The sequence below is a fragment of the Mesorhizobium sp. LNHC252B00 genome, from assembly GCF_000502955.1.
Lineage (GTDB): Bacteria > Pseudomonadota > Alphaproteobacteria > Rhizobiales > Rhizobiaceae > Mesorhizobium.
Map to the genome: position 1 here is coordinate 66,193 of NZ_AYWO01000037.1, position 13,781 is coordinate 79,973.

Genomic DNA, 13,781 nt, shown 5'->3' on the forward strand with positions numbered 1-13,781 from the left:
CTCCGCTTGGAACCGCCGGCCTACTTGCCACGCCGGCCGGGCGCTGGTCTGGCAAGTGGGCTTTCCGTTTGCCAATGCGTTCGTTCCCGGCCCTCACGGAGCGGCGAGTCCCTGCCGTGAGCGCCTCACCCGCGAGGCTACATGGCGGCCGTGGAGATTACCTCAGCAGCGGCGCCCGATCGGAAACCTTAGCACCTCAGCGCTTTGGCGTGGCTGCTTGAACTCTTCGACGGCAACCGCCTCAATTAGCAGGTCCAAGGCTTCGCGGCCCCTTTGACTCATCGGGTCATCCCCACAAAGGTAGTCATACGCTCGATCTAAATGCACTCGGGCGGCGGAAAAATCGCTTGTCATATCATAGAACCCTCTCTACCCGCCCGCATTGCCGTCTACGAGGTGAAGGTAGTGCAATCGTCAATATATACAGACAAATTTGAATTAAATCGGAGATGATCATGGAGGCCGAGTTCCCTGACCTGATGCCGCCATCGAGCCCGCCGACGACCACTCGCTGGCGCTCGGTCGCTTCATAAATGCCGAGCACCCCGTCCCGAGACCACCTCTGACCTCCCTCCTTCGATGCTAGACGCGTGGAAGACATGGCTGCGCCGCCGCTGCGAGAAAGGCGTGTCCCGTCGCGCGGCGGCTGCATAGTGGGCAGCCAGCGCCGGGAGCTAATCGGCAAAGCCGCGTGTGGCGATTTTGCATAGCGGGCGCAGGCGAATCGCCACGCCCGTCCAGCATGTCCGATGCCGCGTAGGCCGCCAGGATCCCTGAGCGGAGTGCATGCACGATCCCGCGTGATGACAGTGGATCGGCACAGAACAGGCGGTCGCCCGCCGCGACCCAGCGGTCACCGGCGGCGGGATCGATCGTTGCGGTTCCCGCCGCCTTGATCATGCTGGCGGTCTCGATTGCGTTGGGCGGCACGAGCGGCGCGACGGACTGCGTTGCGGCTAAAGCGCGGTACCAATGTCCGGCTTTGCGCAGTTCGCTGCCCAGATCCGGATCGGTGAGGCACGCGCAAGTCGGCGCTGTACCACCAGCCTTCGGGACGCGCCTCGACGACCATGCTGCAATCGCCCGGTGCGCGGTCGAAAAAGCGTGTGTAGGCGGCAAGATGTCCGTGCATGGTGAGCTTGGCGCCGAAACATCGGGCCAGCCTCCAACTGGGCCGGTCGCCCAAACCACGGCGCGGGAACGATAGCTTCATCGGCCAGCTTGAGCAGCCAGCCTTGATCGTCGCGCACTGCCGAACCCACGGCCGAGCCAAACCGCGTGTCCACACCTGCCGCTTTGGCCGCCTGCACCATCAGCCGGTCGAATCGCGTCCGGTCGAGCTGCCAGCCGGCACCGTGAGCGGAAAACATGCCGTGCCGCTCGCTGGGAACTTCATTGGCCCACACCGAAACAAGCGCACGATTTTCAACGAAGCCGGCCTCGGCGAACGGCGTCCAGACACCAAGCTGACGCAGCAGCCCATTCGCTACTGCCGGCAGCACCTCTTCCGGCTTTGGCCGATCATGCCTTCCTGCTTCCAGCAACAGCACGCTCCCCGCGGGTGCATCGTTGCCAACGCCAGTCCGGATGTGGTCGCCGCCGAACGTGATCGTCTCAGCGAGCTGGCGGGACAAAATGCCAACCTCAAGATAGCGTTGGCCCGGATCAGCGAGGCGGACTGAGGAAGACTTTAAATTCAAAAGGTGACACGCGGCAATAGTCGCGTGCCGCTGTAGCCCCAGGCTCCGCTTCACCGTGGGACCGATCGGTCGCACTCTCAGCCTGGGGTTCTTCTCTGCCACCCATCATCGAATTTTGGTGGATTGTCCGTCTCCCGCACCGGTTTGAGCGCGATAGACAAGAATCGCGTTTTCTGTGCCGGCCGGGCTTCAATGACGGGGATGGCGAAAAGCTGAGTGCTCGGGCTTGCGGGCCGAGCTTGTCGGCCGCTCGATGGAAAGGGTCATTTGAGGTGGGGTCTCGGCTGCGTGCAGCTGAAAGACACGCTCGTCCAGTTCCTTGTCCACTTCCGTCAGACGATGATTGAGGCGAAGGTAGTCCGTCCAGGTCGGCGTGCGGAACGTTTCCGTCCAATGCATAGGCTTCTGCAAGTTCCGCTGGAGCGTCCAGTTCCGAGCACCGACCCGGCTGTGTACATGGCGCCGCTGCCGCATGAGGTCGAGGAAGGCCTCGAGATTTCTCTCGGCTATCAGATATTCGACCTTGACCACGATCGGGCCGCTTCTCGGCTTCAGATTGAGAGCGACAGCTGGGGCATCGAATTCCTCCAGAGGATCGGGCTCGGAGTCGCGGCGCTCTCGAAGCGGAAAGAGAACGCCGGCTGCAGCGACGAACATCAGGGAGGCAGCGGAACCCTCCAGCGCCAGGCCCAGCGAATGGTTTTCGGCCACCGTGCCCCACACCCAGCTGCCGAGCGCGATGCCACCATCTATCAAAGCATAGTAGATCGAGATGGTGCGCCCCACGACCCAGCGCGCGCTTGCCAGCTGCACGCTCACACCGACCCCTGACCAGGCGGTGACCCAACCCGCGCCGCCCAAAGCGAGTGCAATTGCCGCCACCCCGATCGAAGTTGTCAGTGCCAGGGAAAGTGAGCACGCCGCGCAGGCGACGCAGGAGAGCCTCATCAGCCGCTCCTGCGACAAGCTCCGTCTGAACAGGCTGTTGGAGAGGCCAGCGAAGACGGCTCCGGTCCCGAAGCCGGCCATGAGCGCGCCATAGGCAAGCGGGCCTCCTCCCAGCTGGTCGCGGACAACCACCGGCAGCAGCGCGAGTATGGCAATGCTCGCCAGGCCAAAGAGGGTTCCGCGCGCGATCGCTGCCTTGATCTCCGATGACATCGCCGTGAAGCGCAGCCCGTCATAAATTGCCGTCCTCATCGACTCGCGGGGAAGAGGGGAAGAACGAACCTTCCACTTGCAGCGCCAAATGGTAGCCAAGGGTACGAAATAGGTGAGCGTGGTTACGGCGAATGCCGCCATAAGGCCAAACGAGGCAACCACAATGCCGCCGAGCGCCGGACCCACAGTCCGGACGGTGTTGAAGCCAACAGAAAGCAGGGTGACGGCAGCGGGAACATCGCGTCGATCCACGATATCGCCAACCGACGCTTGCCAGGCCGGATCATTGAGAGCACCGCCGCTTGCGATCAAGAAGCTGAAGCCGAGGATCATCCACGGACTGACAAAGCCCAGCGCCACGGACGCGGTCAGCATCGCGGACGCAATCACCATAAGGCACCGACCGGCGAACATGACCCGGCGCCGGCTGAAATTGTCGGCGAGAGCTCCGGCAAAAACGGACAGGACGAAAGCGGGCAGGTTCGATGAAGCCTGCACCAGCGCAACCATCAGATCGGAAGTCGAGATCGTTGCCATCAGCCAGCTGATGGCGACAGTCTGCATCAACCAGCCGAGGCTTGAAACCTGCGTCGCGAGCCAGATCGAACGAAAGGTCGGCTGCAGAAGTGGCCCAAAGGTCGTTGGTGCAGCCAAATCTTCGTTTGATCCAGCCACCCTACTCATTTTGCGAACCTTTGCTTTCCGTTATTGTCGTTTCCCATGTAATCTGGGCTGAACCGTGGCGGCGGGAAGAATAGAGAGGAACTGTTTGCCTCCGACGAGTGCAGCACAGTTTTCCTCGGCATTGAGGGTCGCGGCACGCGGGCGTGGGCCGGCTCACTCGCCTTCGAAGATGTCTTGTTAAGGTCGGATTCACTTGTCGCTTAACGCACCAGGCTTCATCAACGCGCACTTTGCGGAGCGATGCCTTTTCGCGAAACGCGACCCTGTTCTTTGTTGAAGACTCATTCATCAGCGGCGTTCGATGCGCTGCGTGTGGCTTAGGGAGAGTGAGGACGCTTGCAGATCTTCGACAGGATCGATTCACTGATAGGCGCAGACGATTGCCGGGCCGCGATCGAAGAGGCGCGCGCCTTGCTACTTCGATTCGAACAAAGGTCTGATGCGCTCACGCATGCGATAGACGACTTTCTGCTCGACCTGATAACGCTGGCTTTCATTGTTGAATGTTACGGACGCGGCTTTGAACTTTTGGCGCGAACGCTGGCCCGTAGAAGACTGGCAAAGGTCAGGCTTTTGTCGGAAGGGGTCGATTCCGCCAGAGAGAAATGACGCCCAAGGCTTGTTGCTAACCGGCTATCGCGCCGCGTTCCGCCACAGTGACGAAGGCAATTGACGACGTTCGACGCCAAAAAAATAGACGGAAACCGGGGCCATTTATGAGGCAGACTGGGTGTGGATTGTTCCGCGAATCCGAAAACTGCGGGTCCATTTCGTGGCGTCCGGCCGTCCGCTGGCCTTCATCGCGGCAGTCGCCGCCCGCCGCCTCAGATGCCGCCCATGCAGAGGTACTTCATTTCGAGATAGTCTTCGAGGCCATGGCGGGAACCTTCCCGCCCGATGCCGGACTGTTTTATCCCACCGAAGGGCGCGGCTTCTGAGGACATGCGTCCTGTGTTGATCCCCACCATGCCATATTCCAGCGCCTCGGCCACACGCCAGACACGCTTCAGGTTCGAAGCATAGAAGTAGGCGGCGAGGCCGTAGATCGTGTCGTTGGCCTCACGCACGGCCTGATCGGCATCCTCAAAGCGAATGATCGGCGCCAAGGGTCCAAAGGTCTCTTCTTGCGCCACGATCATTTGCCTTGAGACGTTGCTGAGGATCGTCGGCTGGAAAAAGTTGCCATCGCTGCCGATCCGGCCGCCGCCACATCGGATCGCGCCACCTTTGGCCAAGGCATCGGCAATGTGAAGTTCGATCTTGGCCAGTGCATGCCCGTCGATCAGCGGACCGATGGCGACACCTGGATCGAAGCCGTCGCCGACCTGAAGCTCACGGACACGCTCCACGAATTTGGCGACGAATTCGTCATGAACGCCCGACTGGACGTAAAGCCGGTTGGCGGAAACGCAGGTCTGGCCGGCATTCCGGAACTTGGCCTGGATCGCTCCGTCAACCGCAGAGTCGATATCGGCATCATCAAAGACAATGAAAGGCGCATTGCCACCCAATTCTAGACCGACTTTCTTGATCTGGTCCGAGCACTGGCGCATGAGCAATCGGCCGACCTCGGTCGAGCCCGTGAAACTGATCTTGCGGACCTTGGGGTTGGAGCAGAGTTCGCGGCCGACCGTATCACCTTCGGAGGCGTAGATGAGGTTGACGACGCCTTCGGGAAAGCCGGCAAGATGGGCCAGAGCAAACATTGCACCTGCCACGAGGGGCGTCTGTTCAGCAGGTTTGAGCACAATAGTGCAGCCGGCGGCGAGAGCCGGCGAAATCTTGCGCGCAACCATTGAGGCCGGAAAGTTCCATGGCGTGATCGTACCGACAACGCCGATTGGCTGTTTGATAACCAGCATGCGACGGTCTGTAGAGGGCGCCGAGATCGTCTCGCCGTAAATGCGGTTAGCCTCTTCGGCGTACCATTGCAGATACGCGGCCGCATGCGCCACCTCAGACTTGGCTTCGGCTAGCGGCTTGCCCATCTCCGCAGTGAGGATCGCTGCAAGATCGTCGGTGTGGTCGACGATCAGTTGGTGCCAGCGCCAGAGGATGTCGCTGCGCTCGCGCGCGGTCAGTGCGGCCCATTCAGGTTGCGCCACATGAGCTTTGTCGATCGCCGCGCGCGTCTCCTCAACACCCATGTCGGGCAATTCCGCGAGCACCTCGCCGGTCGAAGGGTTTGATACCTCGAAGGTCCGCTCGCTTACTGGCATGCCAAGAGCCGGCACCCGGTCAATGGCTCCGAACAGCTCGCGCGATTTCAGGTAGCGAAGCATTGGCTTGTACAAGGGCAACGCGATCCTCCTCGATGCAATTGGCGTGTCACACGACTTTTTGGATTATCCGCTGGCCTATGGTTTCGCATAGGGCCTCAGTGAGGGGCCACTAGACCCACTCGAATCCACTCAACCGAAACTGATGTCAGTTGTGCGAAAAAACAGTCCGACCATGAAACAAGGAGATCGAATCCATGTCGTTGCTCGCGCACTGGAGGGCAAATCGTGATCCTGCCGCGCTGTCAGATATTCTAACTGGTTTTTGCAGTCCAACCGCCCGTGAACGCGCTGGAGCACTGCGCGTCTTTTTTGCGGAAATAGAAGTGCCGAGGTCAGATTTGAAGCTGCCGCAGCGCTCAGTTCAGCAGGGCTATCCCTGATCTATGGCCTTGCTTTGATGGTGGGAGCGCTCTTTGCGGACCATGTCGTACGACTCGATATACGCCATCTCCAGAAGGTATCCTAGGAACTGCAGCCTGTGAGACCCCGCGATCTGATTCAGCTCGCTGAGCATTGCGCTGATGAAGGCAAGCGCCTTGGCCCGGTCGGATCTCAATCCCTTGTCGATCATCGTACGTCCCCACTTCCGCAGATTGCTCCTATATGGAGCGCGCTCTATTCAGTTCAGATGCTTCTGGATGCATGCTTCGATAGGCAGGTCCATGCCGATGTCGAGGATTGGCGCGCTGTGCGTAAGCCACCCAATAGAAATGAGGTCTACCCCGGTTGCCGCTATGGCTGGCGCCGTTGCCGGCGTTATGCGACCCGAGGCCTCGGTGGTCGCGCGGCCGTCGACCATTGCCACCGCTCGGGTCAGTTGCTTGACGGACATATTGTCCAGCAGGACGGCGTCGACCCCGGCGCCAAGCGCGATCTCGAGCTGGTCGAGCGTGTCGACCTCGACCTCGACCTTGACCATAGGGCCGACCGCGGCGCGCGCCCGCTCAATGGCCGTGCGGATGTCGCCGGCAATGGCAATGTGTTTGTCCTTGATGAGCACGGCATCATCCAGCCCGAAGCGATGGTTGGCGCCGCCGCCGGCGCGCACGGCGTATTTTTCCAGCGCGCGTAGGCCGGGCGTTGTCTTTCGCGTGCAGACGATCCGTGCTTTCTGACCGCGCACCGCCTCGACGATCTCGGCCGTTGCCGTCGCAATGCCGCTGAGATGGCAGAGAAAATTGAGCGCTGTACGCTCGGCCGCAAGCATTCCACGCGCCGGTCCACTCACCCTTGCAATAGTCTCACCCGCCGCGATCCTGCTGCCGTCCAGACGTCCAAAATTTATGTCGATCGACGGATCAACAAGCATGAAAGCGTAGGCTACCAGATCAAGACCGGCAACAACGCCAGACTGCCTGGCTCTGAACGCAAAGGTGGCCTTGCAGTCAAATGGTATAATCGCATCGCTGGTAAGGTCACCGGCTTTGCCCAAATCCTCAAGTAGAGCGCTACGCACGATCGGCTCGATCGCGATCCCGGGAAGGGGTGGAGGTGACGTCATCAGGCACTCCGTTCCGCGGGCCGCAGACTAAGTTCGGCCGCAACCGTCATTGCTGAGGCGAAGGTCAAGCGCGAAGACCGGGCCTGCGCGCTGCGGGTGGGGAAGTCCGACCTGTAATGCGAGCCGCGGCTTTCCTGGCGCAGAAGCGCTGCAATGGCGATCATCAGCGCGATCAAGGCGGGATCGGAAGCGCCAGTGTTGCGAACCGCGAGCGGCAGCAGCGTTTCCACGGTGTCGGATAGTGCTTGCCCGTCCCGCATAACACCGAGCCCATTAGAGACCGCGTGGCGAACGGAGGAGGCGTCGGGCCGCGGGGGTGCCGTTGCGACAAGCCTTGGCCACTGCCAGCCTGCAGGCGCGGCAGCTACGCTTTGCGCGACCCACAACGAGGTCGTCACGGCCTCGGTCAGCGAGTTGCTGGCAAGCCGGTTCGCCTCGTGCAGACCGGTGCAGGCAACCTCACCGCAAGCCCACAAGCCCGGCACCGTGCTGCGGCCCGCGGCATCCACGGCCACGCCGCCCACGTGATAATGTGCCGCCGGGCGCACCGGGATGGGCTCGACTGCCGGATCGATTCCGGCGTCCCGGCAATGCCGGGCAACAGCTGGGAAGCGCTTGGCGAATCTGGGGCCAAGGGACTGCCGGGCGTCAAGGTAAACACGGTGTCCGGTGGCAAGCTGCTGCCACACGGCCCGAGCCACGACATCGCGCGATGCGAGTTCGCCGCCAGGCGTGTCGCACAGAAAGCGGTGCCCACGCTCAGTGATCAGCACTGCGCCTTCGCCGCGAACCGCTTCGCTCACCAACGGCATCGGCCGCTGCGAAACGTCGAGCGCGGTCGGGTGGAACTGGATGAATTCCAGATCGGCGAGTTCTGCACCGGCGCATGCGGCGAGCGCCAGGCCGTGCCCGAATGAGCCGGCCGGATTGGTCGTGTCTCTGAACAGGGCGCCGATACCGCCGCTCGCAAGAACCACGCGGCGCGTCGGAAATATAATCGCCTGTCCACCTTTTGCCGCCAGCACGCCGCTGACGGCACCATTTTCCACAATGAGCCGGCGGGCTTCCATGCCTTCCAGAATTGTGATCGAAGGCGTTCGCCTCACAGCGATGATGAGCGCGCGTACAAGCTCGCGGCCCGTAGAATCACCCCCCGGCATGGACGATCCGGCGACGGGAATGCGCTGCCTCGAGCCCGAGCCGCAGTGTCCCGTCCCACGAGCAGTCGAAGGCGACGCCCAGGTCCATCAAATTCTCGATGGCTCGGTCTGCCGCATTCAAAACGCGTCTCACCACACTCTCGTTGCAGAGGCCATCACCTGCAGCAAGCGTGTCTGCAAGATGGAGGTCTGGACTGTCGTCAGCGCCGAGGCTTGCCGCCAGCCCGCCTTGTGCGAGCGCGCTGGAGGCTTCTGTCCCGAGCCGCGTCGGGGACAGAAGGTAAACGGGATGCGGCGCCAGATGAAGCGCGGTCATCAGCCCGGCAACGCCAGCGCCGATGATCACGGGCGCTCCCCTGATGTCGCCGACCTCTGGCGTCATACGGCAAGCATCCGCTCGACAGCGCGCCGGGCCCGATCAACAACTCGAGGGTCGATGGTGACGATGTGGCGGGTTTCTTGCAGCGCCGTGCGAATGTTGGCGAGCGTGATACGCTTCATATGCGGACAGAGATTGCAGGGGCGCACGAACTCGACGTCGGGGTGCTCCATGGCGACGTTGTCGCTCATCGAGCATTCGGTCATCAACACGACGCGCGCAGGCTTGTGCCGTCCGACGAAATCCGACATCGCCGCGGTCGAGCCGGCGAAATCGGCAACCGCGACAACTTCCGGCGGGCATTCAGGATGGGCAAGCACCGTGACGCCAGGATAGGCATCGCGCAGCTCGCGAATGTCGGCTGGCGTGAAGCGCTCATGCACTTCGCAATGACCGTTCCAAGCGATGATCTCGACCGAAGTCTGTGCCGCGATGTTCCTGGCCAGGTATTCATCGGGCAGCATGATCACCCGCTGCACGCCAAGCGACTCCACCACAGCCAACGCGTTGCCGGAGGTGCAGCAGATGTCCGACTCGGCCTTCACGGCAGCGGACGTGTTGACGTAAGTCACGACCGGCACACCAGGGTAGCGTTGCCGCATCAGCCGCACGTCGTCCGCCGTTATCGAGTCCGCCAGCGAGCAGCCGGCGCCAAGATCCGGAATGAGCACCGTCTTGTCCGGATTGAGGAGCTTCGCCGTCTCAGCCATGAAATGCACGCCGGCCAGCACGATGATGTCCGCATCGACGGTCATTGCCTTGCGGGCCAGCGCCAGGCTGTCGCCGACGATATCGGCGACGCAGTGGAAAATCTCCGGGGTTTGATAGTTGTGCGCCAGGATGACAGCGTTGCGCTCGCGCTTGAGCTCGAGAATAGCCTCGATGTCGTCGCTGAAAGCTGTCCATTCCACTGGGGGGATGATGCGCTGGACGCGCTGATACAGGGACGCGGCCGAAGGTATCGTCCCGCTCACCGGCGCCTCCCGTTTATAATCCATTCGACTATAAGGGGTATATATCTAGGTTGACTATAAGAGTGTCAACCCCGGGCCAGAGGCAATTTTGTCCCCGCAACGGCAGTTTCGTCGAGCACGGCACGGCGGAACTGATAGAGCTTGGCCGGCCGCCCGCCCGTATCCAGGGACATCTTCCCAGTCTCCTCGACCAGCTCTTGCTGCTCGATCAATCGGCGAAAGTTGGGCTTGTTGATCAGCCGGCCTGCCAGGGCTTCCACGGTCCGTTGCAGCTGCAGCAGCGTGAACGCCGGCGGCATCAGCTCGAAGACAACTGGCCGGTATTTGATCTTCGAGCGCAAGCGCGCAAGGCCGGTCGCCAGGATGCGGCGATGGTCGGCAATCATTGCAGTTCCGGCTGTTGAGTCGGATGCGACCGAACGACGGTCGCGGGTGGCCTCTGCCATCAAACCCGCCTCGTAAAGCAACTCATAGCGCTTGAGCGCCAACTCTTCATTCCAGGAGCGGTCCTCGAAGGCGAAAGCGATAGCAGCCCGCCGCCGCCGCTCACTGCGCGTTGCATTTTGCTCGGCATCGGCCGCCCAGGCAAGCAGACGCGGCTTCAAAACATCCGCAATAAGTTTCGGTGTTCCGAGGCGGTGGTCCTCCCACGGAAAATAATCGTACCAGCTCCGCCAGGCGCAGCTGGATGCGCCGGTGGCATGTTCCTTCCGGGTCAAAGCGAGATAGCTGATGGAAATAACGCGCTGCTGACGCCCGTCATCTGCGCGGTCGCCATCAGCGAACGTATAGAGCTGCTCGATATAGCCGAGGGGATGACCAGTCTGCTGCTCGACCCATGCCCTTAGACCTGACTGCAGCGATCGATGCTCCAGCGCGAACGGCCCCGAGGGCAGGCAATCCCCCTGCCCGATGGTGAGGACCGCTGGTTCACCGTCATTGACGGACACGACAACGGCAATCAGCTCCGCTTCGACTTGCTTGGCCTTGGCGGCGGCCCTACCGTTGCGTGTTGCTTTTGGGCGATCTTCCATGGTTGCCTGGGTTGGGCAGAGTTTTCCCTGCGAAACATCCTAATCGATTTAACCAGCGTGTAACAGGCCATTTCGCCTGTCAACTCGGCTGCTCTATGAAAGGCTTAGACCTTCGGTCTACACCCGGCATGTTTCAGAAGCGACGTTCGCGGCACCTGACCCTGGGGCAGCGCAAGTAAGCCGCGCTCGGCGGTCCGAGAGGCTCTGCCATTGTGGAGTGACCGGGGCCTCAAGTAACCCTGCACGGGGGGCGGGAATCCTCGAAGATAGCGGGCGCCGGCTACGTGGCTCGACCCCACGTATTATTGGCAGAGATAGAGCTTAAAATTGGACGCCGATCGAGGGTCAGAGAGTCAGGCCACCCGGTCCATGCTCGTCGCCCGGTCGAGACTTGTCGAGATCCGTCGCGATCTCGAAAACCAGACACGGTCCATGCTGAAGGAATATGGGCTGCAGTTCAGTCGATCGATTGGGTCACAGTTCCGGCGAAAGGTTTGGGAACTGGTTGCCGACGGCCATCCGCTTCGCCCTTTGGTTCAGGCGCTTCTGTCTGTCCACGAGCAGGCCTGCTGTGAACAAGAGAAGCTTGATCGGCAGGTCCGGCATCTCGCTCGTGAAGACGAAACCACACGCCGGCTAATGACAGTCCCCGGCATCGGCGTGGTGACCGCGCTCACCTTCCGCCACACGATCGACGATCCCTCGCGCTTTCGCTCGGCCGCCAACGTGGGAGCCTATCTCGGCCTGACTCCGCGACGAAAGCAGTCCGGTGAAACGGATATTAATGGCCGCGTCTCACGTTGGGGCGATCGACTGCTGCGAACCTACCTGTACGAGGCGGCCAGCGTGCTCCTGCACCGGACTAAGAAATGGTCCACACTGAAAGCCTGGGGGATGCGTCTGTCGAGGCGGATCGGCTTGAAGAAGGCAAAGGTGGCGGTCGCACGGAAGATCGCGGTTCTGCTTCATTGCATTTGGGTTGACGGCACCAGCTTCGAGTGGGGCTGCGAAAAGATGGCATAACAGATCAGCACTCGATCCCAATCGCGGGCCCGTTTCCGGAGCTCGTGATGTCCCCGCCGGGACGGTGGTTGCGGCGACCTCGGTCAAACGGCTGACAGCAGTTCATCTGCATCTCGTTGGAAACGTTGAGGCGCCCGACCCGAACATCATCATGAGGCATTCGACCTCGGAAAGGACCATGACCCCGGCGATGGCAGTGCGAGATCCGGATTGACAACTACCCGCAATTAAAGGGCCGTTTGACACCCGAGGTTCGCAGGCGTCTGGCGCGCTATCGATGATTTTGGTGAAGGCGCCTTTAGTTGACGCCTTTCCATACTCAGGTCGCGGCCATTGACATAAGATGGATTGATTGGGGCACGGGCGAAGCTAACTCAAGATTTTCACTCTTGGTCGAATTTCAACATCCGCTGAAACCGTCACATTTTGTGAAATTGCGATTGACATATTTCAGTAGGTCAGCCATTTTCAGCGGATGCTGAAATTGGGCGACTCATTGAAAAGCATTGAGCATCAAGCTGCGGACGCTCTGCGGGCCGTCTTAAACGATATTCCGCCCGTTTCCATCGAGAATGTAGAGGTTGAAGCCGACGCTTTCGATCGCGAAATCGATATTCTTGCGTATATCAGCGCCTTCGGGCGCACACATATTCTCGTCTGTGAGGTCAAGTCGAGCGGACAGCCGCGCCACGTTCACTCGGGCCTACTCCAGGTGCGAAGGGCGGTAAACCACATAGGAAAAGGCGCAATTCCTGTGTTCATTGCGCCCTTTCTTTCTCCAGAAGCACAGGCTCTTTGCCAGGAAGAAAATGTGGGCTTCCTCGATTTCGAGGGAAATTGCCGGCTCGCTTTCGACGGCATATTTATTGAGCGTAAGGTTCCGACCCGACCCGCAATCGAACGCCGCGAGTTGAAGTCGATCTTCAAACCGAAGTCCGCGCAGGTTCTGAGAGTGATGTTGCGCGATCCACACCATCCCTGGCGCGTCACCGAGCTTGCGGAAGCAGCCGGTGTCAGTCTCGGCCACGTCAGCAATGTCCGCGCTGCGCTTGTGGATCGGGAGTGGGCGAAAATCGGCGACGATGGCATGTCGCTTTTTCGGCCGGCAGCGGTTCTGGACGCTTGGCGGAACTCTTATGAGCCGCCAGCGGGTGATCGCCAAACCTTCTACACTACCTTCCACGGCAAAGCGTTCGACCAGGTCGTTCGCGATGTGCTTGGTGCGTCGAATCGAATTGACCGAGCGATCCTCGCATCGTTCTCGGCAGCGCAATGGATTGCGCCATATGCTCGGGTAGGCAGCCAGTTCTTCTACGCAGATAGCGGAGGTCTCGACCGTCTGCGGCATGCCCTCAAGCTGTCGTCGGCGGCGAAGGGTGAAAACGTTGTGATCACGATCCTGAAGGATGAAGGGCCACTGCTTGATACAATCGAGCCGGCGCCCGGCGTCGTTTGCACAAGTCCTGTTCAAACTTACCTTGATTTGGTGATATCCGGGGAGAGGGGACAGGAGGCCGCTGACCATTTGCGGCAGGAGAAATTGCAATGGCTCCAGTAGTACCGCCCGATCCGCAATCGGCCGCCGACTACGACGACCGCACCACCGCGGCCGTGAAATCGGTTCTACTGGAAATTGGTCAGATACTCGGCAGTTTCAAAGGCAAGTTCGCCGTGATTGGCGGCGCGGTGCCTTGGCTCCTCCTAGAAAACGAAGAAATGCCGCATGTCGGAACTCTCGACGTCGATCTGGGCCTCGATACCGAGGCACTTGGAGATGGCGAATACGCCCGACTTGTCGAGGCACTTATGGTGTCAATGATCACGGAATCGGGACCCCATATTTTCGCGCAAAAGGGGGTCTGACGCACTCTCGATGAAGTTCG

Annotated in this window: 13 protein-coding genes and 1 pseudogene; 6 read left to right on the forward strand and 8 right to left on the reverse strand. The window is 60.8% G+C overall.

Annotation, left to right across the window (positions count from 1 at the left end; genetic code table 11):
• Positions 1-162: 162 nt before the first annotated feature.
• Entirely contained in the window at positions 163-354 is a 192-nt protein-coding gene (locus X744_RS1000000175570; protein WP_023727257.1) for a hypothetical protein, read from the reverse strand.
• 881 nt (positions 355-1,235) lie between these two features.
• Here X744_RS1000000175570 and X744_RS143035 point away from each other — a divergent pair.
• Positions 1,236-1,682 carry a hypothetical protein gene (locus X744_RS143035; RefSeq protein ID WP_156938631.1) on the forward strand — a complete coding sequence of 149 codons (447 nt, stop codon included), beginning with the start codon at positions 1,236-1,238 and terminating at the stop codon, positions 1,680-1,682.
• A 207-nt stretch (positions 1,683-1,889) separates the two neighbouring features.
• Here X744_RS143035 and X744_RS143030 read toward each other — a convergent pair whose 3' ends face one another.
• A complete protein-coding gene (locus tag X744_RS143030; protein WP_031261165.1) occupies positions 1,890-3,545 on the reverse strand; it encodes an MFS transporter in 1,656 nt (551 codons plus the stop codon).
• Between the two features lie 336 nt (positions 3,546-3,881).
• Between X744_RS143030 and X744_RS143025 the strand changes: the two genes are divergently transcribed.
• Complete coding sequence (locus X744_RS143025) at positions 3,882-4,154, forward strand: hypothetical protein (RefSeq protein WP_023762395.1); 273 nt, start codon at positions 3,882-3,884, stop codon at positions 4,152-4,154.
• A gap of 215 nt (positions 4,155-4,369) precedes the next feature.
• Here the strand turns inward: X744_RS143025 and X744_RS143020 are convergent, their stop codons facing one another.
• Positions 4,370-5,845, reverse strand: a complete 1,476-nt coding sequence (locus X744_RS143020) for an NAD-dependent succinate-semialdehyde dehydrogenase (RefSeq protein WP_031261166.1) — start codon at positions 5,843-5,845, stop codon at positions 4,370-4,372.
• Between the two features lie 176 nt (positions 5,846-6,021).
• On the opposite strand from X744_RS143020, the gene X744_RS1000000174140 reads away from it, so the two are divergent.
• Positions 6,022-6,207 (forward strand): hypothetical protein, encoded by a 186-nt coding sequence (locus X744_RS1000000174140; RefSeq protein ID WP_156929847.1) that lies wholly within the window; start codon positions 6,022-6,024, stop codon positions 6,205-6,207.
• Here X744_RS1000000174140 and X744_RS143015 read toward each other — a convergent pair.
• From X744_RS143015 to X744_RS143000, 5 genes and pseudogenes are all read right to left on the reverse strand, one after another.
• Entirely contained in the window at positions 6,198-6,398 is a 201-nt protein-coding gene (locus X744_RS143015) for a hypothetical protein (protein ID WP_023693535.1), read from the reverse strand. The genes X744_RS1000000174140 and X744_RS143015 overlap by 10 nt on opposite strands.
• Before the next feature lie 48 nt (positions 6,399-6,446).
• Positions 6,447-7,328 (reverse strand): carboxylating nicotinate-nucleotide diphosphorylase, encoded by an 882-nt coding sequence (nadC, locus tag X744_RS143010; RefSeq protein ID WP_031261168.1) that lies wholly within the window; start codon positions 7,326-7,328, stop codon positions 6,447-6,449.
• Positions 7,328-8,870 (reverse strand): annotated as a pseudogene (locus tag X744_RS01000000170350) (L-aspartate oxidase). The gene nadC and the pseudogene X744_RS01000000170350 overlap by 1 nt, the downstream one beginning before the upstream one ends.
• Positions 8,867-9,841 (reverse strand): quinolinate synthase NadA, encoded by a 975-nt coding sequence (nadA, locus tag X744_RS143005; protein WP_031261170.1) that lies wholly within the window; start codon positions 9,839-9,841, stop codon positions 8,867-8,869. The pseudogene X744_RS01000000170350 and the gene nadA overlap by 4 nt, the downstream one beginning before the upstream one ends.
• 65 nt (positions 9,842-9,906) lie before the next feature.
• A complete protein-coding gene (locus tag X744_RS143000; RefSeq protein ID WP_023762401.1) occupies positions 9,907-10,875 on the reverse strand; it encodes a membrane protein in 969 nt (322 codons plus the stop codon).
• 327 nt (positions 10,876-11,202) lie between these two features.
• Between X744_RS143000 and X744_RS01000000170355 the strand changes: the two genes are divergently transcribed.
• The 3 genes from X744_RS01000000170355 to X744_RS142990 all read left to right on the forward strand — a co-directional run bounded on the left by X744_RS01000000170355 (position 11,203) and on the right by X744_RS142990 (position 13,761).
• Positions 11,203-11,898, forward strand: a complete 696-nt coding sequence (locus tag X744_RS01000000170355; RefSeq protein WP_280948970.1) for an IS110 family transposase — start codon at positions 11,203-11,205, stop codon at positions 11,896-11,898.
• Between the two features lie 475 nt (positions 11,899-12,373).
• Positions 12,374-13,456 (forward strand): type IV toxin-antitoxin system AbiEi family antitoxin, encoded by a 1,083-nt coding sequence (locus tag X744_RS142995; RefSeq protein WP_023762404.1) that lies wholly within the window; start codon positions 12,374-12,376, stop codon positions 13,454-13,456.
• On the forward strand, positions 13,444-13,761 hold the full coding sequence (locus X744_RS142990; protein WP_023762405.1) for a hypothetical protein: 318 nt from the start codon (positions 13,444-13,446) through the stop codon (positions 13,759-13,761). Before X744_RS142995 ends, X744_RS142990 begins: the two co-directional genes overlap by 13 nt.
• Positions 13,762-13,781 lie beyond the last annotated feature (20 nt).